At 62.0% G+C, this 22,208-nt stretch carries 28 protein-coding genes and 1 pseudogene; 12 read left to right on the top strand and 17 right to left on the bottom strand.

What is annotated here, in order from left to right; genetic code table 11:
- Positions 1–6 precede the first annotated feature (6 nt).
- Entirely contained in the window at positions 7–1,167 is a 1,161-nt protein-coding gene (locus AC1D1L_RS12190) for a helix-turn-helix transcriptional regulator (RefSeq protein WP_477341552.1), read from the top strand.
- Positions 1,168–1,184: 17 nt separating this feature from the next.
- Here the strand turns inward: AC1D1L_RS12190 and AC1D1L_RS12195 are convergent, their stop codons facing one another.
- The gene (locus AC1D1L_RS12195; protein WP_477341554.1) at positions 1,185–1,673 is read right to left on the bottom strand and encodes an N-acetyltransferase family protein; all 489 of its coding nucleotides are present in this window, start codon (positions 1,671–1,673) and stop codon (positions 1,185–1,187) included.
- 4 nt (positions 1,674–1,677) lie between these two features.
- Positions 1,678–3,177 carry an Asp-tRNA(Asn)/Glu-tRNA(Gln) amidotransferase subunit GatB gene (gatB, locus tag AC1D1L_RS12200; protein ID WP_477341556.1) on the bottom strand — a complete coding sequence of 500 codons (1,500 nt, stop codon included), beginning with the start codon at positions 3,175–3,177 and terminating at the stop codon, positions 1,678–1,680.
- Between the two features lie 282 nt (positions 3,178–3,459).
- On the opposite strand from gatB, the gene AC1D1L_RS12205 reads away from it, so the two are divergent.
- A complete protein-coding gene (locus AC1D1L_RS12205; protein ID WP_112564315.1) occupies positions 3,460–3,717 on the top strand; it encodes a YjhX family toxin in 258 nt (85 codons plus the stop codon).
- A gap of 48 nt (positions 3,718–3,765) precedes the next feature.
- Here the strand turns inward: AC1D1L_RS12205 and AC1D1L_RS12210 are convergent, their stop codons facing one another.
- A complete protein-coding gene (locus AC1D1L_RS12210) occupies positions 3,766–4,197 on the bottom strand; it encodes a CBS domain-containing protein (RefSeq protein ID WP_112564313.1) in 432 nt (143 codons plus the stop codon).
- A gap of 90 nt (positions 4,198–4,287) precedes the next feature.
- Entirely contained in the window at positions 4,288–5,058 is a 771-nt protein-coding gene (locus AC1D1L_RS12215) for a rhomboid family intramembrane serine protease (RefSeq protein WP_477341558.1), read from the bottom strand.
- Between the two features lie 268 nt (positions 5,059–5,326).
- Here AC1D1L_RS12215 and AC1D1L_RS12220 point away from each other — a divergent pair, with 268 nt between their 5' ends.
- The 5 genes from AC1D1L_RS12220 (at position 5,327) to AC1D1L_RS12240 (ending at position 9,462) form a co-directional block, all read left to right on the top strand.
- On the top strand, positions 5,327–6,409 hold the full coding sequence (locus tag AC1D1L_RS12220) for a WD40/YVTN/BNR-like repeat-containing protein (RefSeq protein WP_477341560.1): 1,083 nt from the start codon (positions 5,327–5,329) through the stop codon (positions 6,407–6,409).
- A gap of 59 nt (positions 6,410–6,468) precedes the next feature.
- A complete protein-coding gene (locus tag AC1D1L_RS12225) occupies positions 6,469–6,708 on the top strand; it encodes a MoaD/ThiS family protein (RefSeq protein WP_477341562.1) in 240 nt (79 codons plus the stop codon).
- A gap of 475 nt (positions 6,709–7,183) precedes the next feature.
- Complete coding sequence (locus tag AC1D1L_RS12230) at positions 7,184–7,822, top strand: PAS domain-containing protein (RefSeq protein WP_352585934.1); 639 nt, start codon at positions 7,184–7,186, stop codon at positions 7,820–7,822.
- A 168-nt stretch (positions 7,823–7,990) separates the two neighbouring features.
- Complete coding sequence (locus AC1D1L_RS12235; RefSeq protein WP_112564302.1) at positions 7,991–8,608, top strand: PilZ domain-containing protein; 618 nt, start codon at positions 7,991–7,993, stop codon at positions 8,606–8,608.
- Between the two features lie 245 nt (positions 8,609–8,853).
- Complete coding sequence (locus AC1D1L_RS12240) at positions 8,854–9,462, top strand: transglutaminase-like cysteine peptidase (RefSeq protein ID WP_477341565.1); 609 nt, start codon at positions 8,854–8,856, stop codon at positions 9,460–9,462.
- 190 nt (positions 9,463–9,652) lie between these two features.
- Here AC1D1L_RS12240 and AC1D1L_RS12245 read toward each other — a convergent pair whose 3' ends face one another.
- Positions 9,653–10,309 (bottom strand): DUF2726 domain-containing protein, encoded by a 657-nt coding sequence (locus tag AC1D1L_RS12245; RefSeq protein WP_477341567.1) that lies wholly within the window; start codon positions 10,307–10,309, stop codon positions 9,653–9,655.
- A 265-nt stretch (positions 10,310–10,574) separates the two neighbouring features.
- On the opposite strand from AC1D1L_RS12245, the gene AC1D1L_RS12250 reads away from it, so the two are divergent.
- A complete protein-coding gene (locus tag AC1D1L_RS12250; RefSeq protein ID WP_477341569.1) occupies positions 10,575–11,123 on the top strand; it encodes an ankyrin repeat domain-containing protein in 549 nt (182 codons plus the stop codon).
- 59 nt (positions 11,124–11,182) lie between these two features.
- Here the strand turns inward: AC1D1L_RS12250 and AC1D1L_RS12255 are convergent, their stop codons facing one another.
- Complete coding sequence (locus tag AC1D1L_RS12255) at positions 11,183–11,710, bottom strand: gamma carbonic anhydrase family protein (RefSeq protein ID WP_477341571.1); 528 nt, start codon at positions 11,708–11,710, stop codon at positions 11,183–11,185.
- Between the two features lie 100 nt (positions 11,711–11,810).
- Positions 11,811–12,179 (bottom strand): DUF6949 family protein, encoded by a 369-nt coding sequence (locus tag AC1D1L_RS12260; RefSeq protein WP_477341573.1) that lies wholly within the window; start codon positions 12,177–12,179, stop codon positions 11,811–11,813.
- Between the two features lie 115 nt (positions 12,180–12,294).
- Here AC1D1L_RS12260 and AC1D1L_RS12265 point away from each other — a divergent pair, with 115 nt between their 5' ends.
- On the top strand, positions 12,295–13,020 hold the full coding sequence (locus AC1D1L_RS12265; protein ID WP_477341575.1) for a hypothetical protein: 726 nt from the start codon (positions 12,295–12,297) through the stop codon (positions 13,018–13,020).
- Between the two features lie 263 nt (positions 13,021–13,283).
- Here AC1D1L_RS12265 and AC1D1L_RS12270 read toward each other — a convergent pair whose 3' ends face one another.
- The 3 genes from AC1D1L_RS12270 to AC1D1L_RS12280 form a co-directional block, all read right to left on the bottom strand.
- Complete coding sequence (locus AC1D1L_RS12270) at positions 13,284–13,487, bottom strand: DUF3126 family protein (RefSeq protein ID WP_112563401.1); 204 nt, start codon at positions 13,485–13,487, stop codon at positions 13,284–13,286.
- A gap of 153 nt (positions 13,488–13,640) precedes the next feature.
- Positions 13,641–14,489 (bottom strand): serine O-acetyltransferase, encoded by an 849-nt coding sequence (cysE, locus tag AC1D1L_RS12275; RefSeq protein ID WP_112563436.1) that lies wholly within the window; start codon positions 14,487–14,489, stop codon positions 13,641–13,643.
- A gap of 193 nt (positions 14,490–14,682) precedes the next feature.
- Positions 14,683–15,309, bottom strand: a complete 627-nt coding sequence (locus AC1D1L_RS12280) for a VOC family protein (protein ID WP_477341577.1) — start codon at positions 15,307–15,309, stop codon at positions 14,683–14,685.
- A 113-nt stretch (positions 15,310–15,422) separates the two neighbouring features.
- On the opposite strand from AC1D1L_RS12280, the gene AC1D1L_RS12285 reads away from it, so the two are divergent.
- The gene (locus tag AC1D1L_RS12285) at positions 15,423–16,031 is read left to right on the top strand and encodes an HD domain-containing protein (protein ID WP_477341579.1); all 609 of its coding nucleotides are present in this window, start codon (positions 15,423–15,425) and stop codon (positions 16,029–16,031) included.
- Positions 16,032–16,045: 14 nt separating this feature from the next.
- Here the strand turns inward: AC1D1L_RS12285 and AC1D1L_RS12290 are convergent, their stop codons facing one another.
- The 5 genes from AC1D1L_RS12290 to AC1D1L_RS12310 all read right to left on the bottom strand — a co-directional run bounded on the left by AC1D1L_RS12290 (position 16,046) and on the right by AC1D1L_RS12310 (position 19,060).
- Positions 16,046–16,546 (bottom strand): GNAT family N-acetyltransferase, encoded by a 501-nt coding sequence (locus AC1D1L_RS12290; RefSeq protein WP_477341581.1) that lies wholly within the window; start codon positions 16,544–16,546, stop codon positions 16,046–16,048.
- Positions 16,547–16,594: 48 nt separating this feature from the next.
- The gene (locus AC1D1L_RS12295) at positions 16,595–16,921 is read right to left on the bottom strand and encodes a hypothetical protein (RefSeq protein ID WP_477341583.1); all 327 of its coding nucleotides are present in this window, start codon (positions 16,919–16,921) and stop codon (positions 16,595–16,597) included.
- Between the two features lie 66 nt (positions 16,922–16,987).
- The gene (locus AC1D1L_RS12300; RefSeq protein WP_477341585.1) at positions 16,988–17,755 is read right to left on the bottom strand and encodes an alpha/beta fold hydrolase; all 768 of its coding nucleotides are present in this window, start codon (positions 17,753–17,755) and stop codon (positions 16,988–16,990) included.
- A gap of 9 nt (positions 17,756–17,764) precedes the next feature.
- Positions 17,765–18,340, bottom strand: a complete 576-nt coding sequence (locus AC1D1L_RS12305; RefSeq protein WP_477341587.1) for a DUF192 domain-containing protein — start codon at positions 18,338–18,340, stop codon at positions 17,765–17,767.
- Positions 18,341–18,463: 123 nt separating this feature from the next.
- The gene (locus AC1D1L_RS12310) at positions 18,464–19,060 is read right to left on the bottom strand and encodes a cold-shock protein (protein WP_112563409.1); all 597 of its coding nucleotides are present in this window, start codon (positions 19,058–19,060) and stop codon (positions 18,464–18,466) included.
- Between the two features lie 358 nt (positions 19,061–19,418).
- Here AC1D1L_RS12310 and AC1D1L_RS12315 point away from each other — a divergent pair, with 358 nt between their 5' ends.
- Together AC1D1L_RS12315 and AC1D1L_RS12320 are read left to right on the top strand one after the other, a co-directional pair.
- Entirely contained in the window at positions 19,419–19,859 is a 441-nt protein-coding gene (locus tag AC1D1L_RS12315; protein ID WP_112563411.1) for a VOC family protein, read from the top strand.
- A 133-nt stretch (positions 19,860–19,992) separates the two neighbouring features.
- Entirely contained in the window at positions 19,993–20,283 is a 291-nt protein-coding gene (locus AC1D1L_RS12320) for a DUF2218 domain-containing protein (RefSeq protein ID WP_352585921.1), read from the top strand.
- A gap of 2 nt (positions 20,284–20,285) precedes the next feature.
- Here AC1D1L_RS12320 and AC1D1L_RS12325 read toward each other — a convergent pair.
- Positions 20,286–20,840: pseudogene (locus AC1D1L_RS12325) on the bottom strand (DUF1697 domain-containing protein).
- A complete protein-coding gene (gene ilvA / locus AC1D1L_RS12330) occupies positions 20,837–22,093 on the bottom strand; it encodes a threonine ammonia-lyase IlvA (RefSeq protein WP_112563442.1) in 1,257 nt (418 codons plus the stop codon). The pseudogene AC1D1L_RS12325 and the gene ilvA overlap by 4 nt, the downstream one beginning before the upstream one ends.
- Positions 22,094–22,208: the final 115 nt, after the last annotated feature.

Raw genomic sequence — 22,208 nt, forward strand, 5'->3', positions numbered from 1 at the left:
GGCTCTATGTCTATCCAGGCCAACATCAACGGTCGCGCTCTGCCGCAGATCGTCGAGGCTATCTATGATTCGATTGCCGATGTCGGCCGTTGGCAGTCGACCCTTGAATCAATCTGCAAATTGGCGATCGGCCGGCTTGCCATGCTGGCGGTCGTCGACACATCAAGCAATTCGGCGCGGTTTTCGATGTCCTGCGGCGATCCCGCCCTGCTTGACCCACTGCAGCGCGACTACGCCTCCGAAGTGCCTTTCTTCAAAGCAGTGCCGAAGATGGACATCGACATGCCGTTCACCATCGATGGCGTCTATGCGCTGCAAGGCCCCGACGCGCGGCAGAACTGGGTCGAAAGCCGCATCGTGCGCGAGTGGGTGGAACCCAACCGTCTCGACGATTTCTTCTGGGTGGCGCTGATGAAGCAGCCGGCACGCACCGGCACGATGATGGTGGTGACCGACAAGGAAAGGCCGCTGATTTCGGCCAGGGATCTCAACCTGATTTCGACGCTCGCACCTCACGTCCGGCGCGCAGTGACCATCGGCGACCTGTTCGAGGCCGAGCGGCGCAAGGCTGACATCTTCCGCTCGATCATTGAGAGCCTCGACCATCCGGTGCTGATCGTTGCCGACGACATGCAGATCATCGTCGCCAATCCGGCAGCCGAAGCGCTGCTCGCGCAAAACACCTCCGTGTCCTCAGTGCGCGGCCAGCTGTCGTTCGCCTATGGCAATGCCAACGCCGCCATCGGCCGCGCCGTTTTGCTCGGCACGCGCGACGAATTCGCGCTCGGGCCGTCAGGCATCAACATCCCCCTGGTCCGGTCCATGGTTCCGGCGGTGGCGCATGTCATGCCGCTGGCGCGACGCGACATTTCGGCCCGTATGTCGCAACGCGCCGCCGCCGCCATCTTCATCGCCGCCGCCGGCGCAGCACCCGTGCCGGCGCTGGAAGCGATCGCAGCGCTGTTCGGATTGACCGCGGCGGAAAAGCGCGTTGCCGGCCATGTCTTCGCTGGCCGGACGCGGCGCGAAATCGCGGCTGCAAGCGGCGTCTCGGACGGCACCATCAAATCACAGCTGGCGACGATCTTCGACAAGACCGCCACCGGCGACCAGCGAGAACTGCAGCTCCTGATGCGGGAATTGACGCCGCCGCTGCGCTCGGCCTGACACGCGCCGTCAGCTATCTATCCCAGTGGCTTCTCAAAGATCAGCGCTGGCAATCCTGAGCCACCGCCGCAATCGGCAGTGCTGCCGGCTGGCACAAACCCTTTCGCCCGATAAAAGGCTATGGCCGGCGCGTTGGCCTCTTCCACCTCGACGCGCAAGGTGTTTGCCTCGGGAAAGCTGGCCTCGACCTCGTCCAGCAAGGCCTGGCCGATGCCTTGCCGCTGGCAGGCGGGCAGGACATAGAGCTGGTTCAACAGCACGATCTTCGCATCCGTCGTAGCGGCGGCGAAAGCCATGCCGCCGATGCGCTTGCCGTCGTCGGCGACCAGGAATTCTGAATTCGGCCTTATCAGCCGCGCCTTGAGCGAGGCGATTGAATGCCAGTCGTCGGTGATTTCTCTCACCCGCTCAGTGCCATAGATAGCGTCGTAGGTCGCATGCCAGGTTTCGACCAGCAGCGCGCGGATGGCGGCAAGGTCGCGCTCGCTGGCGGTGCGGACGAACATGGCCCTATTCGATGCCGAGCTTGGCCTTGACCAGATCGTTGACCGCCTGCGGGTTGGCCTTGCCGCCGGTCGCCTTCATCACCTGGCCGACGAACCAGCCGGCCATGGTCGGCTTGGCGCGCGCCTGTTCGGCCTTGTCTGGGTTGGCGGCGATGACCTCGTCGACCGCCTTCTCGATGGCGCCGGTATCGGTAACCTGCTTCATCCCTCGGCTTTCGACCAGCTGGCGCGGATCGCCGCCCTCGTTCCAGACGATCTCGAACAGATCCTTGGCGATCTTGCCGGAGATGGTGCCTTCCTTGATCAGGTCGATGACGGCACCGAGCTGCTCCGGTGTGACAGGAGCATTTTCAATATCTTTGCCGGCCTTGTTGAGCTGGCCGAGCAGATCGTTGATGACCCAGTTGGCGGCAAGCTTGCCGTCGCGGCCGCTGGCCACCTGCTCGAAATAATCGGCGATCGGCTTTTCCGACACCAGGATCGAGGCGTCGTAGGTCGATAGCCCGAGCGAAGAGGCCAGCCGCGCCTTCTTGTCGTCGGGCAGTTCCGGCAGGTCTTTGGCCAGCGCATCGACATAGGCCTGGTCGAATTCCAGCGGCAAAAGATCGGGATCGGGGAAATAGCGGTAGTCATGCGCCTCTTCCTTCGAACGCATGGAGCGCGTCTCGCCCTTGACCGCATCGTACAGCCGCGTTTCCTGCTCGATCTTGCCGCCGTCCTCCAGGATGGCGATCTGGCGGCGCGCCTCATAGTCGATGGCCTGGCCGATGAAGCGGATCGAGTTCATGTTCTTGATCTCGCAGCGCGTTCCGAACTCGGCACCGGGCCGGCGTACCGAGACGTTGACGTCCGCGCGCATAGAGCCTTCGTCCATGTTGCCGTCGCAGGTGCCGAGATAGCGCATGATGGTGCGCAACTTGGTGACATAGGCCTTGGCCTCGTCACCGGAACGCAGGTCAGGCTTGGAGACGATCTCCATCAGCGCCACGCCCGAACGGTTGAGGTCGACATAGGACATGGTCGCATGCTGGTCGTGCATCGACTTACCGGCATCCTGCTCGAGGTGCAGCCGCTCTATGCCGACCTCGATATCCTCGAATTCGCCTTGGCGGTCGGGGCCAACAGAAACGATCACCGTGCCCTCGCCGACGATCGGCTGCTTGAACTGCGAGATCTGATAGCCCTGTGGCAGATCCGGATAGAAATAGTTCTTCCGGTCGAAAACCGACTTGTGGTTGATCTGCGCCTTCAGCCCGAGACCGGTGCGGATCGCCTGCTTGACGCATTCCTCGTTGATCACCGGTAGCATGCCCGGCATGGCCGCATCGACCAGGCTGACATTGCCGTTGGGGGCCGCACCGAAAGCGGTCGAAGCGCCAGAAAACAATTTTGCTTCCGAGATGACCTGCGCGTGCACTTCGAGACCAATGATGATTTCCCAATCGCCGGTGGCGCCGGAGATCAGGCGCTTGGCGTCGGGCGTGCGGGTATCGATGAGGGTCATGGTGGCCTGCGTACCTAGAATTCTCGGATATGCATGAGACGCATATTTGGATGTGAAACTTCGCTAGTGCAAACCGCCAAAAGAGACAAGGCCAAAGCCGCAGTCTGGCCTTTTCCGCCACTTTCGCCTATAGGACGCCCATCCCAATGGAGAGTGGATGTCCACTTACGCTCAGTCCCGGTAAGGCCCTGACCTCGTAGCGAGGCAGGGCAAGATGACCTGAAACCCCGTGCCACGAAGCTTCGCGGCGGCGGATTTTTTCGTTTCCCGGGAATTCTTCATATGGATATTTCGCGTACTGAACAGCGCATCCTGCACCTGCTCGCACAGGGCGGGCGTATCGAAGTCGAAAAGAACGACAAGAAACGCATTGCCAACGTCAAATGCATGACGCGCGACGGCTGGCACTATCCAGGCGTCGATCTCGATCTGTTTCGAAAACTGAGGCGAAGGAAGGCGGTTTCATCTTGCGATGGCGGCCCCTACCGCATCACAAGGCGCGGACTGCAACTCGTCCGCTCCGAACTAGACAACCGATAGAGTAAAATACCGCCGGCCGGTCTTTCGGTCGGCGGATTCTTCGTCGAGTCAAGCCGTTGCGATATAGGCCCGGATCTCTTCAGCCTCGCGCTCGACATCCTCGATGCGGCGCTTGACCACGTCGCCGATCGACACGATGCCGTCGAGCATCCCGTCCTTTTCCACCGGCAGATGGCGGAACCGGCCTTTGGTCATAATCTCCATCACCTCGTTGACCGTGTGGTTCTCGTTGCAGATCTTCACTTTCGGCGTCATCGCCGAGCGCACTGCGATATCAAGTGCGGCAGCGCCTTCCTTGGCAACCACCCGCACGATGTCGCGCTCGGAAAGGATACCGACGATCTTGCGATCGCCATTGGTGATGACCAGTGCGCCGATCTTGTGGTCGACCAGGATTCGAATGGCTTCGCTCAGCTTTTCATTCGGCCCGAGCGTGAACACGTCATGGCCTTTTTTCTCGAGAATTGCCTTAACCGTCATGGCGTCCTCCTCCTCCTGCTTGCCTAGCCAGCTCCCGCCCTGGCCGGCTTCACATAAGAGTGAACATCGTGCGCCGTGAACGGTTGCATTTCAAGTGTGCTGGTCGCTCTGGTCCTCGGGGATTTCCCATTCAGGCGCCTGCCAGCGCGGGTCGAACCAGCGCAATCCGAAGAAACCGGCGACAAGCCCGCCAATATGCGCCTCCCAGGCGATCTGGCCGGGCTCGCCGAGCCCGAGACCGTAGAGGCCGGTGACGAGATTGATGATCATCCAGGCGCCGAGAAAATTGACGACGCCGCGCATGCGCAGAACGATTGCGATCGGCAGCACGGGACCGGCAAAGGCAGCCCTGCCGGACGAGCGGTCGGTACGGAACCCGAAACGCGCCGCAGCACCCATCATGCCCGATATCGCACCCGAGGCGCCGACCAGAGGCGCCTCACCGAATGGATGGACCGCCCAGAACAGCACCACCGCGGCCAAGCCGGTAACGGCGAAAAACAACGCGAACCAAAGCCAGCCGAGACGGTTGGCCAGCGGCGAACCGAAGGCGGCGAGCGCGATCATGTTGATGGCAATGTGGGCAAGGCCGCCATGCATGAAGGCATAGGTGAAAGGACGGGTGAAGAGGAACCAGTCGAAGCCGTACTGGCCGGTGTAGAGGACGGGAATGAAGGCCCCGTCGGTGAGCAATGTTATCTGCTGGTCCTCGGTCAGCACATATTGCTGCAGCAGGAAGACGGCTACGCAGATGCCGATTATCGTCAGCACCACCGGCGGCAGGTTGAACACCGGCTCGCGGCGCGGCGGCGGCGGCTCTTCGGTCTGTTCGGTCTCGGCGGGGCTTGTCGGTTCGCTCATTCACTTGGGTCCAGGATTCGTTCCGCGAGCTTTAGAGCATGGATGCTTCGGTTGAAACTGCCCTGCATCCTCCGACACCTCGCATGACGCTTTCCAGCCTGGCATCGGGGACAGCACAGATCGCGCTGTCCCCGATGCCAGAGCCAGGGAGGCGGCAGGTCTTCTCACCTTGGCCTCGACGGGTTTAGACTGAAAAAAATCGTTGGCCCTGTCGGCTAGGCCCGCGCTCCGCCGTCCTTGATGAAAGCGACGCAATCGGGAGGAGAAAATGCCAGAAAAAATCCTCGTGCTCATCGGCACGAAAAAAGGCGCCTTCATCGCCGAGAGCGATGGCAAGCGCGGGTTGTGGAAGCTGCGCGGTCCGTTCTGCGAGCACTGGCCGATGAACCATGTCGTCGGCGACCCCGAGACCGGCGCGATCTACGGCGCCGGCGGCAACGAATGGTTCGGTCCGGCGGTCTGGAAGTCGGACGACCTTGGCCAGACCTGGACGCATTCCAGCGAGGGCTTGGCCTATTCGGCTGGCGACGAACCGATCAAGGCGGTGTGGAGCCTCGCCAAGCGCAACGGCAGCCTCTATGCCGGCGTGCAGCCGGCCGGCCTGTTTCGCTCCGACGACGGCGGGGCCACCTGGAGCCACATCAAGGGCCTGCAGCATCACCCGAGCCGCAAGGACTGGAACCCAGGTGGCGCGGGCCTCATCCTCCATTCCATCGTCACGCACCCCGCAGACGAGGAGCAGATCTGGGTGGGCATCTCGTCCGCAGGCGTGTTCTACACCTGGGACGGCGGCAAGACGTGGGAGCCGCGCAACCGTGGCACCCGCGCCGACTTCCTGCCCGAAGGACAAAACTATCCAGAATTCGGCCAGTGCGTACACTGTCTGGTGATGGCGCCCGGCAAGCCCGACCGGCTCTACCAGCAGAACCATTGCGGCATGTACCGCTCCGACGATGGCGGCAAGAACTGGCAGAGCATCGAGAAGGGCCTTCCCTCAACCTTCGGTTTTCCCGCGGCCACGCATCCGCGCGACGCCGACACGCTCTTCCTTCTGCCGCTCAACGGCGACAGCGCCGGCCGCTACGTGCCGGACGCGAAGGCGGCGGTCTGGAAGACGGAGGATGCGGGAGCCACATGGCTCGACGAGCGCAAGGGTCTGCCGCAGGAGAACTGCTATGCGGGCGTGTTGCGGCAGGCTATGGCGACCGACAGCCTCAAGCCGGCCGGAGTCTATTTCGGCACCAGCGGCGGCTCGCTCTTTGCCAGTGCCAACGAAGGCGAAAACTGGTCGGAGATCGCTCAGCATCTGCCCGCGATTCTGTCCGTCGAGACGATGGTGGTGGGCGAGTAGGGCAAATGTCGAACAACTCCGCCCGCAATGTGCACCATGTCATCGCACGGCTCCCGGGCGTGCTCATCGACCTGTTTCCTGGCGCGCCGCGCCGGGTCGAACTGCCGGCCTCGACTGTGAAGGAAATGATCGACGGGTTGGACGCGCTCTGGCCCGGCATGCGCGACCGGATGTGCGATTCCCGCCCTGCCATCCGCCGCCATATGAACGTTTTTGTCGATGGCGAGAAGGCAACCCTGGAAACCGGGCTCGCGCCCGGCACCGAGGTTTTTATCCTAACGGCAATCAGTGGCGGTTAGGCCAGGGAACAGGTAGCCCACCCTCCCGACGATATCCCTGGCCGCAAGCGAGGGAGAAGGGATCAGTTGGAGGGATCCGGCTGGTGGCGGCGCGTTCATCGCTCGCCGACGGCAGGAAGCTTGGCGTCGAGACCCTCGACCGTTTTCGAAGCGCGCGAATCACCGGGCGCGAATCAAAAAGAAGCCGTCCAAGGTTTCCCTTGAACGGCCGGTCGAGCCCCTGCTCCCCCTAAAACTCTTGACTGAAGTGCTGCCGATCGTCGCGAAACGACCGCTTCTGGAGTGGTTTTGCTGTGCCATGGCGGCCTCGCCCGCGCAACGTAAACCACTTGTTAACCTTAACGTCCCCGACCCGTGAACAAGTGTTAACGACGCTGGCACGCATCCTGCGAGGCACCGCATGTAGGTCATCGGAGAGCGCCCTTTCTGTTCACCGATGGGACACCAAAAGACAGATCGCGCGGAGCCGCATAGCATGAACCAGAACGGATCAATCACGCTGTTCCAATATTGGAACCGGCTGCGTGATAGGCGCCCTGCCCCGAAACGATCGGAAGTCGAACCCGCCGACATCAAGGCGCTTTTGGCCGATACATTCATCCTGGAAAGAGACACGCGCGGCGAAGCGGTGTTCCGGCTTGCCGGCACCAGGCTTTGCGCCGGCTATGGCCGCGAACTCAAGGGCTTTTCCTTCCCGTCGCTGTGGCGCGACAAGGACCAGCGGCTGGTGTCGCGGCTCATTCACGGCGTCTTCGAGCAGAAATCCGTGGTGCTCATCACCTATGAGGGGTTCAGCCGCAACGGCCGTTCGAACCGCTTCGAACTGCTTGCCCTGCCGCTCGACGGCGGTGTCGAGAACCCGCGCTGCCTCGGCGTCGTCAGCGCCGTCGAAAAGCCGTTCTGGCTGGGCGCAGACCCGATTACCGACGCCTTGATCGATGCCATCCGTGTCATCGATCCCGACAAGGAACCGATGTTCCTGAAAAACCGGCCGGAAATACCGGTTCCTTCACTGGCTCCTACCGAGCTCGACGCCCCGGAGACCATCTCGGCGCTCGGTCGGTCGCGACGCATCCGCCACCTCGTCGTGTTCGAGGGAGGGCGTGGTGAATAATGCACGTGGCCTGAATGCGTTCAAACACGACGCGCTTTAGGCTCAAATCCAGGCCCCGACCTTAAGTATCGGCAGCCCGCTTTTCCCCTTTGTTAACCTGATTTGCTGTAGCGTTTCGGCGTGAAGTTCCACGCACGACGCGGGAATCCCAACGGGGTGTAGGCAGTCATGAGGTCAGCGGCGGTCGAATATGCGCCGTCCCGCGCCGAAAGGCGTAACTTTCAGCGCGTCCGGGTCAAGATCTACGGGCGCTTCATGCTGGAGGACCGCACCGAACACCCCTGCCAGGTGGTCGACATGTCGCCGGGCAATGTCGCGCTGCGCACCGACCGTGTCGGCATGCCGGGCGAAAAAGTCATTGCCTATATCGATCATATCGGCCGCATCGAGGGCGTGGTGACGCGCACCTCGCAGGACGGCTTTGCCATGACCGTCATTGCCTCGGACCGCAAGAAGGACAAGCTTGCCGCGCAGCTGACCTGGCTTGCCAACAAGCATGAGCTCGACCTGCCGGAAGATCGCCGCCACGAACGCGTGGCGCCGCGCAACCCGACCAGCGTGCTGCAGCTCACCGATGGGCGCCAGTATCAGTGCCGCATTATCGACCTGTCCCTGTCGGGCGCGGCGGTCGAGATCGACGTCAAGCCGGCGATCGGCATCCAGGTGATGCTTGGAACCATGCGCGGCCAGGTGGTGCGTCATTTCGAGGACGGCGTCGCCATAGAATTCGCTGTCATCCAGCGCCCGGAAACGCTCGATTCCGAGTTCAATGCGCCGCGCGCCTGAACGATCGGCAAACACGCTGTAAAAAACGAACCGGCCCTTCGCGGCCGGTTTTTTGTTGCCCGGCATCCCGCCTCGGCACGCAAGCAAAAGCTCCGACTTTTGCGCCCGTGTCTGAACGATTTTATATTAAAATAGATCAAATTTTACGCTTATTCTATTGGGGTTTTACTCAATGTCTACTTCGGGTTTTTGGGTGAAATAAATCGACCCGTGTCATTGTCTCCTCAAACGGAGAGACTGACCAAATGGCGAAGACGTGGGGCAAGCTGTTGCTCTTGGCAATGGCGATGCAGCTTTCCGCTTGGGGAACGGCGCAAGCAGCGGGACCGGCCTACATGCACACTGGCGGCCGCACCACACAGCCGGTCGGTCACTACGAATTCTGTCAGAAGCTGCCGCAGGAATGCGCGCAGCGCACACCCAAGGAGGCGCCGGTCGAACTGACCCGCAAGCTGTGGGCGTCGATCGTCAGCATCAACAATTCGGTCAACATCCGGATCGTGCCGCGCACCGACATGGAAATGTGGGGCAAGGAAGAAGTCTGGTCCTACCCCGATAGCGGCTTCGGCGACTGCGAGGACTATGCGCTGGAGAAGCGCCGCGAGTTGATGGCGCTCGGCGTTCCGGCTGGCAATCTGCTGATGACCGTGGCGCGCCAGCCAAATGGCGACGGCCATGCGGTGCTGACCGTGCGCACCAGTCTTGGCGAGTTCATCCTCGACAATCTGGAGTCCAAGGTGCTGTCCTGGACCGACACCGACTACACTTACCTGAAGCGCCAGTCCGACACGAATTCCGGCGTCTGGGTAACGATCAATGACGGCCGCGCCGACGCGGTTGCCAGCGTCCGTTAGGACGCCAAACAAGAATCACGTCCGCTCAGGACGCGACGAGAAAGCCCGGTCGAGTCCCCACCCTCCCCGTCCCCAACGACCGGGTTTTAGGAGCCGGCCCCGTCCCCGGGCCGGCTCCACCATTTCTGGCGGTAGGCAGTTTTGGTCGAACCCGAGACGGGGGCATCACGCCGCAAACATAGGCGAGCAGCTATGCCGCCGAAGGCTTGTCCACGAGCTTCTCAACCAGCCGCCTGAGTTCGGAAGGTGTCGTTTGGCCGCCAACGATCTCGTGATAGCTGATGCCTGCTCGCCGCAATGCTTCCTTCTTGACCGCGTCCCGCGCTGCGGCCGCACCTTGATGATGAGCATGGCCTTGGTATTCGACTGCATGTCGCGGCAGACAATTCTCATCTACAAGAAGAAGGTCCACCCGTTTCGAGTTGATGCAGCTGTAGGCGTCGGCATCCTTGCTGCGCAGAATTTCGCCCAATGACACTTGGGCCATCACCTGCCATCCCGGATTGCAGCCGATCACCATGCGATCAAGTTCCTTGAAGACGCGCACTTCGCTCCGGTTGAGGAGTGGCTGAATAGTGAAGTTCGCCTTCATAACAATCCGCAACTGGTCAGCTGCATCGGTCCATTTCGGTAGCGCGGAAACAGGCTTCGGGGCGACCCACAGGCCGCTAAGGATGTCACCTCCACTGCGCTGTCTCGCCCAGCGCGCGCGGTTCCTTTGCCTCCATGCTTGCCGCCGCTTCCTCGACAGGAAACGCTCCAGGACCATACCCGCAAGCACGCCGGCAAGGAATATGACCACTAGCAGAATAGGTTTCGCTGTCAGCTCGACAAGCTCAGGTCGCATGCAAGTAAGCTACCTCCAAGACATAGATTTACGCATTAACGGTCATGTCTGAGTTGCAACAATAAGCGACCAAGAGGCGTCCGATGTCAATTTGAGCACTAATGTTTGCCAAGAAGTGCGCCACCAAGACGACGATGAACGCTTGATATCCAAAGGTCACTGATCTCATCGAGCCGCCAGGCGCACGTGAAGATCGCGACACGGCTTTTCACGCACACAAGATCGAAGCACTATATCCGTTAGTTCCACCTTCTGGATCACGGCGATGTTGGAAATCCCGGAAGATCGATGCGAACGCCATCGCCTGTTCAAGGCGATCGACGATGCCTTCAAGGTCGGCGATTTCCAGGGGCTCGGCGTAGCATTGGGCGGCTCGCCCCGCTGGTTCGACGAGCGCATGCCGTTCGAGCTCGGCCTCGGGCATCCGCTGGAATATGCGATTTATTGGAGCCCCGCCGGCTTTATCTCGACCTTGCTGGATGCCGGCTCGGATCCGAATTACCAGGACCACGGCGGGTTTCCGGCAATCATTGCGGCGCTGTCCACCGACCGAACCGATAGGCTGGAAATCGTCCGGGTGCTGATCGACGGTGGCGCCAACCCCGACATGCGGGGGGTGAACGACTGGACGCCGCTTCACTATGCGGTGGCCATCCGCAGTGTCGAGGCGCTCCGCCTGCTTTTGGCTGCGGGTGCCGATCCGGCGCTCGAAACCCGGATTGATGACTATACGACGCCCCTTGAGGAAGCCGACAATGCCGGCTTTGAGGCCGGCGCTTCATTGCTGCGCGATGCGATGGCCGGGCGCGGCTAAAACGGACAGTGAGTTGAACCGCACTGAACCGCCCGCGACAGGGACCGGTCACGCTGGCCTCAAACCTTCTTCAGCCCGGCCTTGAACCGCTTGCCGTTGGCGAGATAGTGCGCGGCCGAGGCGCGCAGCCTGGCGATTGCGGCGTCGTCCAGCGGCCTGATCACCCGCGCGGGCGAGCCGACGATCAGGCAATTATCGGGGAATTCCTTGCCTTCGGTGACCAGCGCGCCGGCGCCGACCAGTGAGTTCTTGCCGATCCTGGCGCCATTGAGGACGATGGCGCCCATGCCGATCAGGCTGTTGTCGCCGATCGTGCAGCCATGCAGCAGAGCGCGGTGACCAATGGTGCAGCCCTGGCCGATTGTCAGCGGAAAGCCGGGGTCGGTGTGCATCACCGTGTACTCCTGGACATTGCTGTCGGCGCCGATGACGATCGGCTCATTATCACCGCGGATGACCACGCCGAACCAGAAGCCGGCATTGCGGCCGACCTTGATGTCGCCGATCAACGTCGCATCGGGCGCAATCCAGTTGCTGTCGGCATCCTCGAAACGAGGCGCCTTTCCATCGATCGCATAGGTCGGCATTTTAGTCTCCGATTCATCTCAGGCGGAACGAACCCTAAAACAATCCTAGGAAAACCGCGTGGCGGTTTTTCCTAGGGAAAATCGCGTAGCGGTTTTCCGTTCAAGACAAATACCGGGCCAGCGATTCCACCAAAAGCTGAACTGCTCCAGGAGAGCCGACGCCCCACGAGGCAATGGCGATCAGAACGATGCCCAGCGCTAGCGCCCAGGCCATCACGGTGCAGCCGCAGGACATCAGCATCAGCGTCGAAATGCGGCCTTCGCGCCGCGCATCTAGCGCATCGTTGGCGAGCATGAACGGCCCTGCGCAAGCGGTTGCGGCCAGCGAGCGCAGGATGTGCGCCGTCGACACATAGGGCTCGGCAAAGGCCAGCCGGCGGCCTGCCGCCAGTTCCATCACGGATCCGGTGAGCCCGCAGGCGGTGAGCCCGACGGCAAAAGCGAAGAGAACGGGCATCAGCAGGCTCATCTTTACCTTCCGTTTACCATGAAATCGCACAGTCGCATCCGACAGCCGCGCTGCAAGAGCCATGCCGTGGCATGTGTGCCGTCCAAGGACAGGAGCGGCGATTATGGGGATTGCGATGAAGCAGGCAGCGGCCGCCGAAGAATTCAACGTCGTCGATTCCGTGCTGATGAAGCGGGTGTTTTATGCCTTTGCGGCACTGGCGCTGCTGTCGCTGGCGATCAGCCTTGGCGGCAAATGGTTCGGCCGCTCGATCGCCATGGCCGGCTATACCGACGACACCACGGTCCATCGGGTGGTAATCGGCAACAATGTCATTGCCGTGCCGGCCAACGCCATCCGCTTCCTGCAGGCGCGCCGCGACGGCATCGCTTCGCGCCTCGACCTCTATCTGCGCTATCCCCAGATGGAAGGTTACAGCGAGGCCGCCCGCGACGACTTCAACCACACGGGAACGACCAAAAACATCATCTTCCTGTCGTTCGAACCGCAGATGATGTCGCGCGACATGAGCGGCCGTTTCGCACCGATCTACAGCGCGCTGATCAGCCAGCCCGGAACGCCCGGCCCCGGCGGCACGATGATTTACGGCTTCAGCGAAAAATCAGGTTATCTCAACGAGGTGCTTGCGGTTGCCGGCCGCACCGGCAAGGATCCGTTCGTCGCCCGCTGCCTGAGCGGACCAAGTGCCGAGCAATCGCTGGCGCCCTGCGAGCGCGACATTCAGGTCGGCGACAGCCTCAGCCTGACCTACCGCTTTCCCAGGGAACTTCTGGACAACTGGCCGACGCTTGACGCGGCAATCGTCGCCGAGGCCACGCGTGTCCTCAAGGCAGCGAGATAGCCCCATTCGTCATCCACGGGCGGAGCGGGCGCGAAGCGATCGCGCAGACCCGAGGATCCAGTCCGTGCCTTTCATGGCGGCGAAGCGGTGCAGAATTCGCTGTTGGAAGAGCAGAGAAGGCAGTTCTGGACCGCCGCGTTCCTGGCCGATGCCCCGGCATGGATCCCAGGGTCTCCGCGACGCCGCTGCGCGGCTGCTTTGCCCTGGGATGACGATGGTGCGGCTGGCTGCCGCCGATCGCTAACGTCTGTAGCCTTCTGGGCTCAAGCCAGATCGATGTCGAGGATCGCCATCGAGAAATTGTAGTCGCCGTCGTCCTCGTCCTTGAAGACGATGCCGAGGAACTCGTCGCCGACATAGACCTCGGCCGAATCTTCCTTGCGCGGCCGCGCCTTCACTTCGAGTTTGGGATTGTGGAAGACGCGCTTGAAATAGGCGTCCAGCTTTCTGATTTCGTCCGGCTTCAAAAGTCTTCTCCGATCGTCGGGCTTGCTCGTTGGAACGCGCTTCTGGCACGTCGACAATGGCGATGTAAAGGCAAGCCGGCTGGATAGAACGCGAAGTTAAGGGGCAACAGCGCCGGCAGCCGGACTTCAGCCCGGCACACCGGATCGTGCAAATCAGATGTCGAAGCTGACGACCTGGTCCATCGACTGCGACGGCAAAAGCTGGTCCATCTGGCGCGAAGGCTGGTCACAGCCGGTCTCGCCGACGACGCGGGCCGGCACACCGGCAACCGTCTTGTTGTGCGGCACCGGCGACAGCACCACAGAGCCTGCCGCGATCTTCGAGCAATGGCCGACCTCGATGTTGCCGAGGATCTTGGCGCCGGCGCCGATCAGCACGCCGTAGCGGATCTTGGGGTGACGGTCGCCGCCGGCCTTGCCGGTGCCGCCCAGCGTCACACCGTGCAGGATCGACACATCGTCCTCGATCACCGCCGTCTCGCCGACGACGAGGCCGGTGGCGTGGTCGATGAAGATGCCCTTGCCGATGCGTGCGGCCGGGTTGATGTCGGTCTGGAACACCGAGGAGGAGCGGCTCTGCAGATAGAGCGCGAAATCCTTGCGGCCCTGATTCCACAGCCAATGCGCCAGCCTGTGCGTCTGGATGGCGTGGAAACCCTTGAAATAGAGCACCGGCATGATGAAGCGGTCGCAGGCCGGGTCGCGGTCGTAATAGGCCTGGATGTCGACACGCACGATCGACGACCATTCCTTGTCGTCGGCCAGCATCGACTTGAAGGTCTGGCGGATGAGGTCGGAACCGATGTCCTGGTGCGCAAGCCGCTCGGCCAGCCGGTGGATGACCGCCTCTTCCAGGCTCTCCTGGTTGAGGATGGTCGAATAGAGGAACGCCGCCAGAAGCGGGTCGCGGTTCACCGCCTCCATCGCCTCGTCGCGGATCGAGCGCCAGATCGGATCGACCGGCTGCACCATTGTGGGGCGGGCTATCGTAATGCTGTTCATCGACGTCTCCGGCCTGCCGGCTTGTTGTCCGGCCGCACATATAGGCCAGATCATAGCACGATTGAACTCAATTTTCCTTAGTCACTGATCAAATGGATTTGGTTCACGCGGATTCAAGCCGCCATGGAAAACGAACCCTTGATCACCGCCCGCCCAGGAAACGGGCCAGCGGACCCGCCTGATGCCGAGCCTTTCAGGTCGGCAGCGGCTTTCCGGCCTGTTCCGCCACCATATATTCGGCATACCAGTCGGGCCAGTTCACATCGTGCTTCCCGCCGGTCCGCTTCTCGTGCTCGCCATGTGCCGCCGCCGCGCGCCGAAGTGCTGCCGCTACTTCGCCCACCGAGGTGAATACCGTGTCGCCTGCATCCACGCGCCCGGGCAAGCGCTGGGTAATCTCCTGCAGGATGAAGCTGTTGCCGTCGGGATCGCTGAACGTGGCATAGGAGGAATAGCTGCGCCCTTCCGGATGCCTGCCGCTGACCGGCGGCTGCCCGGGTCCGGTGCGGTGGAACACCTCGCTCGCCTCGACGCCCCGCGCCACGAGTTCGGCACGTGCGGCAACGATATCGGACACCACGAGATAAAGTCCCTTTGCCGAGCCTGGCGCGGCTGTCGTCAGGCCCTTGCCGAAATGGATCGAGCACGGCGATCCCGGTGGCGTGAACTGCACGACCCGGAACGCATCGCCGACGACGAAGTCGGCGTCGAGCCGCCAACCCAGGCCGCCATAAAACTGTTTGGACCGCTCGGCATCCGCAACGGCAATGATGACGGCCTCCAGCTTCATGTCGATCGTTCCCGGCACGGTATTCGTCATGTCAGCCTCCTCAGTTGAAATGGAATGGCAAACATTCCCCAGAGCCCCTGCACGCGCAAGGTTTGAAATGATTGGTTTTGACTCCGAGGGGTTGAGATCGGTTAACTGGACGGATGACAAACTTGAAACACCAGCCCTTGATCGACGAACCGCTGAAGCGGCAGCTCTCGGCGCTCTATCGGGCCGAAGACCGCCACTACCACAACCTCAGGCACATCGAGGCGATGCTGGCGCTGGCCAAGGATTATCGCGCGTCGCTGCATGATCCCGAAGCCGTCGAGGCCGCGATCTGGTTCCACGACGCCGTCTATGACAGCAAGGCCAAGGACAATGAGGCGCAAAGTGCGGCCCTTGCCGAGAAACACCTGGCTGGACGCACTGCGGCGGAACGGTTGAGCCGGATCAGCGCGATGATCCTCGCTACATCCACGCACCAGCTGCCGTCGTTTGACGACGCGGCGGCAATACGCGACGCCGGCCTCTTCCTCGACATGGATCTGTCGATCCTGGGCGCCGAGCCGGATGCATTCGACGCTTATGAGCGCGCGGTCCGACAGGAATATGCCTGGGTCGAGGAGCCGATGTGGCGCGCCGGCCGCGGCACTGTCCTGAAGAGTTTTCTCGCCCGCGAAAACATCTTCCACACGAACGAATTCCGGCGCCGGTTCGAACCGCAGGCGAGGCGAAACATCGCGCGCTCGATCGAAACTCTGACCGGCTGATCGCGGTCGCAGCATTAGTCGGGAAATGTCTCCACGCGCTGTGCATAAGCCTTGAAGCCTGCCCGCCCGTAGACCGATTGCGCGGACGGATGGTCATAGGTGTCCGTATGCAGCCAGACCCTTTGCGGCGCATGCGACCAGACGGCGCGAAGCGCATGGTCGAGCAGGAACGGCCCGAGCCTGCGACCCTGGAAAGCGGGAACCAGCCCAAAGTGAACCAGCTCGACGTCGGGCTGGCCGACGCCGTTGAATTCGCAGAGACCAGCGGCCACGCCCTCGACGCGCAGCACGTGGATGTGTGTCGAGGATAGAGCCAACAGGCGCTCGAGGTCTCCAGCCGCCATGCGCAGCCGCTGATCCCACTGCACAGGCTCGCCGACGGCCCGGTAGAGGCTGATGTAACTGGCGCTGTCCAGCCTCTCCGGCGCAACCGAGGCGCCGGCTGCCGGCTTGATGCGGGCAGGCGCCGGATTGGCCTGGCGCATTTCCATGTAGGTGACGAGAAGATCAACCAAAGCGGCACCAGTACCGCGAAAAGCAGGAAGGCGGCAGCTCGCGCGCACTCACGTGAAAGCGCCGATCGTGGATGCCATTGCCGCCAGCAGCGCCAGCCCACCCGCCACCGACAGCCCGTTCAGCACAATCCCCAGCAGCCCAAGCCCGCGACTGTCGTTGGAGCGCCCCAGCGCCATCACGCCGAAGACCACGCCGGCGACATGCGCCACCGGAGCTGCCAGCAGAAACACCAGCATGAAGAAGCCCGTCGCAACGCCCTGCGTAAGCTGCGATGCGTCGCTCGGCATCGCCACCATGATGGCGATCGCAACCGCTCCGGCAGCAAAGGCAGCCAGCGCCAGTATAACTGAACGTTTGCCGAGCTTTGTCTGCACGATCTCGCCTGGAACGGCGGCCGCGCCCCTTCCCCATTGCACCCAATTCCCCCCTTGCCATCCGCCTCAGAGCGGATTTTCGGCATAAAACTCCAACACGCGCTGCTTGAAGGTCTTGTCGCCGACGGCCAGCATATGGTCGCGGCCCTCGATGTGAAACGCCCTGGCATTCGGCATCAGTGCGGCAAGTTCATCGGGCGAACCGCCGATATCGTCTGTCGTTCCGACGGCAATCAGCGTCGGCTGGGCGATGCGCGTCATGTCATCTTCGCTGAGCAACTCGCGCGACTTTGCGATGCAGGCGGCCAGCGCCCGGCGGTCGCTGCGTGTCTGATCGGCGAAGGCGCGAAACGAGCGGCCGCGCGGATGGCTGGTGGCGGCCGGGCCATCGGCCAGCAGCGCTTCGGCGATCGGGTCCCAGTCGCCGACGCCGTCGACCATGCCGATGCCTAGGCCGCCGAAGACCAGCGTCGCCACCTTGTCCGGATCGGACAGCGCCAGGAACGCCGAGATGCGCGCGCCCATCGAATAACCCATGACATGCGCACGGTCGATGCCGAGATGGTCGAGCAGCGCTGCCGCATCCGAGGCCATTTTGGCCGGCGTGTAGTCGGCCTCGTCATAGCTCTTCGACGACGAGCCATGGCCGCGATTGTCGAAGGCGATGGCGCGGTAGCCGGCGTCGTTCAGCGTCTTGAACCAGCCCGGCGATACCCAGTTGACATAATGGCTGGAGGCGAAGCCGTGGATCATCAGCACCGGATCGCCCTTACCCGACGCCGGCTGGCGGTCGAGGAAGGCGAGATCGAACCCGTCATGCGAAAAGAACTGCATCGACGCCGCTCAGCCGGCGCCGGGCGTGGGCGAATCGCCCTTGTCCGCCGGCGGCATGCCAGACCCGGGCACCGTGCCAACGGCCGGATGGCGCAGCTGATCGCCATATTCGATGCCGTTTTTGGCGGCGGTGCCGGCCTTGAGCTCAAGCACGAAGCGCACCGGCACACCCGGTGAAATGACCGCGTCCGATTGAGGCTCGCCATGCTTGACCGCCCGGATCTTGCCGTCCTGGCCGACAAAGATCAGGTCCAGCGGCATCGGCGTGTTGCGCATCCAGAAGCCGACCTGCTTCTGCATCTCGAAGACGAACAGCATGCCATGATCGTCCGCCATGTCCTGGCGATACATCAGGCCGGCCTCGCGCTCCGCTTCGGTGTTCGCGACTTCGATGGTAAAGGATTTGTCTCCGCCTTTCGTCGCCACCACCAGCGGTGTCGGATCGACGGGAAGGATCATCGCCTGGCTGTCGCCGGCGGGAGCCTGCTGGGATGCGGTCGGCTGCCCGGAATAGAAGTAAGCGCCAGCGGCCACCGCAACGATGACGCAGAGCGCGCCCGCAGTCAGCCAGTTCCTGTGCGCCATCTGAAATCCTCGACCGAAGACCATGATCCCGAAAAGTGGTCTCAGGTATTCGAATAAGATCGTGGTGAAACCAAGAAAACAAGGAAAGAGAGCCGTCCCGAATTCGTCGGGATGGCTCGCGTCCTAATGCGCGACCGGCAAGGTGCCCATATCGGGGTGAATCTCGGCAGCCATAAGGCCTTTGTCACCGCGTCCGAAGCGCACCAGAACAACCTGCCCGGGCCTGAGTTCGGTGATGCCGTAGCGGCGCAGCGTCTCCATATGGACGAAGATATCCTCGGTGCCCTCGCCCCTGGTCAGGAAGCCGAAGCCCTTGGTGCGGTTGAACCACTTCACCAGCGCCCGTTCGAGACCGCTTTCCGGCGTCACCGACACATGGGTGCGCTGTTCCTGCATCTCGGCCGGATGGATCGCGGTGGTGGTGTCCATGGACAGCACCCGGAACGCCTGCAAGCCGCGGTCGCCATGCTTGACGAGGCACACGACACGCGCGCCCTCTAACGCCGTCTGGAAACCGTCCTTTCGCAGACAGGTCACATGGAGGAGGATGTCGCCCGAAGAACCGTCATCGGGAAGGATGAAGCCGTAGCCCTTGGCCACGTCGAACCATTTGATGGCGCCGGCGATTTCGACCAGATCGGCGGTATCGCCGCCACTGTCGCGCTTCAGGGCGTCGTCAAGGTTCTCATCCCGCCTCGTGAAAGAGGCCCTATCCCCCATAAGAACGCCCCCTTTTTTTCAACAAAACCGCAAGTGATTCTTGACATCAGATTAACACCGCCGCTTCCCAGGTGTGCAAGACCTGCAGTGCCTTTTTTCACGGTTGGATACAAGAATAGCTGATTTGTTGTTTGCCGGCGTTGCTGCCGGCCGCAATGACGATCTGTCCAGGCCGTCAACCGGTCGGCAATTTGCGCAGGATTTTGCCGGAATCGGCAACCACTTGCGTCCGATGCTTTTGTCAGAGCAATCTGACTTTTCCAAAACCGGCCACCGCTTTTTCGGTCCGATGCTCGTTGCCCTTCGGCGGGGTGGACCCTATGTTGCCCCGCAACCCAAACATCCCCGAGGAAATCCTATGCGCTACCTCCACACAATGGTCCGTGTCGCCGACGTCGATGTCTCGCTCGATTTCTATGTCAACAAGCTCGGCCTGAAGGAAGTGCGCCGCTACGAAAACGAGCAGGGCCGCTTCACGCTGATCTTCCTCGCCGCCTCCGAGGACGTAGAGAGCGGCATCGCCGAAAAGGCACCGCTGATCGAACTGACCTACAATTGGGATCCGGAGGACTACAAGGGCGGCCGCAATTTCGGCCACCTCGCCTATGAGGTCGACGACATCTACGCCACCTGCCAGCATCTGATGGACAATGGCGTCATCATCAACCGGCCGCCGCGCGACGGCAACATGGCCTTCGTCAAGTCGCCGGATGGCATCTCGTTCGAGCTGCTGCAGAAGGGACCGGCCAAGCCCAAGGCCGAGCCGTGGGCGTCGATGCCCAACACCGGCACCTGGTAGCGATCACGCCATCTTGAGCGAGGCGGCCGCGCGACCAAGCCGGCCGCCTTTGCCATTTCGGGCGACCGCACCTATTTACCTGCCTGACGCGCGAGCCAGTCAAAGCCAGCGCTCCGTCCAGGAGAATTCATTCATGCCGACCAGCCGGGTCGATGTCACCACCGCCTATGCCAGCCGCTATCTGCAGCAGCTGTGCAAGCACTGGGCACACAAATTTCCCGTCGAGTTCGATCCGAACCATGGCACCATCGATCTGTCGCTCGGCCGAACGGTTCTCGATGCCGATGCGGCAGCGCTGCATATCACGGTGTCGACGGATGAAGGCGGATCGCTGGAGCGCCTAGAAAGTGTGGTTGCCGATCACATCAAGCGTTTTGCTTTCCGCGAAGAACTGACCTTCGATTGGAAGCACGCGCCGGCATAACTCTATTTTGCGCCGGCCTGGCCGGCCATCTCCAGCAGCGCCAGCACCGAACGCCAGTTGCGCGCGGTGCCCGGCACTTTGAGCACGCGTGGAATAAGATTGGCGAACACCGATTTGCCGAGCCCATCGGGTGCCTTGAGGTAGAGCACATCGCCTTTGACCTCAAAGCTTTCGGGGCCGGTGCACTTTTCGGCAAGCCTGGCAATTTCGTCCGCTGTCGGCTAGCGCTCCAGCGTATAGGCGTGCAGCTTGGTCGGATCGCCGGCCACTTCCGGATAGGGATTTTCACTCACCAGCCGTTCGAACCAGCCGAGATCGCGCACCATGATGCGCGAATGAAAGCCCCATTTCTTCTCGAACGCTGCCTCAAGCTGTTTGGCCAGCGTGACCGCATCGCCTTTCTTGGCGCGGAACACGACGTTGCCGCTCTGCACATAGCTGGCGACATCGGTGAAGCCGAGTTCCTCGAAGAACGCCCGCAACTCCGCCATCTTGACGATCCGGTTGCCGCCGACATTGATGCCGGAAAACAGCGCAACAAAGACCGTGGCGCTCATATGATGAACCCCGCCAGGGTCTCGTTGTCGGTGATGTCCTGATAGTGGACGCCCTCGGCCTCGAAATTCGCCTTCAGCAGGTCGAAATTGCGCCGGTCCTTTGTTTCGATCCCGATCAGCACCGAACCGAAATTGCGCGCCGATTTCTTCAGATATTCGAAGCGGGCAATGTCGTCGTCGGGACCGAGCATTTCCAAGAAGTCGCGCAGCGCGCCGGGCCGCTGCGGGAAACGGATGATGAAGTATTTCTTCAGGCCCTCGAAGCGAAGCGCCCGCTCCTTCACGTCGGGCAGCCGCTCGAAATCGAAATTGCCACCCGACACCACGGCGACGATGGTCTTGCCGCGGATCTCCTTCCGCGAAAAATCCTTCAGCGCATCGATCGCCAACGCGCCGGCCGGCTCCAGCACCACGCCTTCGATGTTGAGCATTTCGATCATGGTGGCGCAGAGCCGGTTCTCGGGGATCAGACGCACGGCGTCAGCGGCGAACTCCTTGAGGTGGCGCAACGGTTCGCGGCCGATCTCGGCCACCGCCGCGCCGTCGACGAAATTGTCGACATTGGCGAGCTTGATACGCTTTCCGCTGGCCAGGCTCTCATGCAGGCTCGGCGCCCCGGCAGGCTCGCAGAAGACGTAGCGGGCTTCGCGCTGCTGGTCGGCGAAATAGTGCGTCACCCCGGCCGCCAGGCCGCCGCCGCCGACCGGCAGCATGATGATGTCGGGCATGCGCGCACCGGGCATCTGGTCAGCGATCTCATAGGCAACGGTGGCCTGCCCCTCGATAATGTCCTTGTGGTCGAAGGGCGGCACCATATGCGCGCCCGCAGTTTCGGTGAATTCGAAGGCGGCGCGGTAGCAGTCGTCGAAGAAATCGCCGACCAGCCTGATTTCGACGAAATCGCCGCCGAACAGCCGCGTCTTGTCGATCTTCTGCTGCGGTGTCGTCACCGGCATGAAGACCACGCCTTTTTTGCCGAAATGGCGGCACACGAAGGCAAAGCCTTGCGCATGGTTTCCGGCCGAAGCGCAGACGAAAAGCTCGGCCTCGTTGCCGGCGGCCAGCGCCTTGCGGAAGAAATTGAAGGCGCCGCGGATCTTGTAGGAGCGCACGGGCGAAAGATCCTCGCGCTTCAAAAGCACCCGCGCCCCGGTCTTCTTCGACAGATAGTCGTTTTCCTGCAGCGGCGTTTCGGGAAAGATTTCGCGGATCGCTGCGGCAGCAATGGCGACGCGGGAGGAGAAACTATTCATGGCGCCCGTGATCACGTGGTTGGAATGCCAAGCCTATTGCACAATTCGCCGTTTGCGGCCACCGATGCCGCGCGGCCGCTTTTGACGCGCCAGCAGGAAAATCCGATGGAGCCGT

This window comes from Mesorhizobium sp. P2_D6, assembly GCF_056404315.1.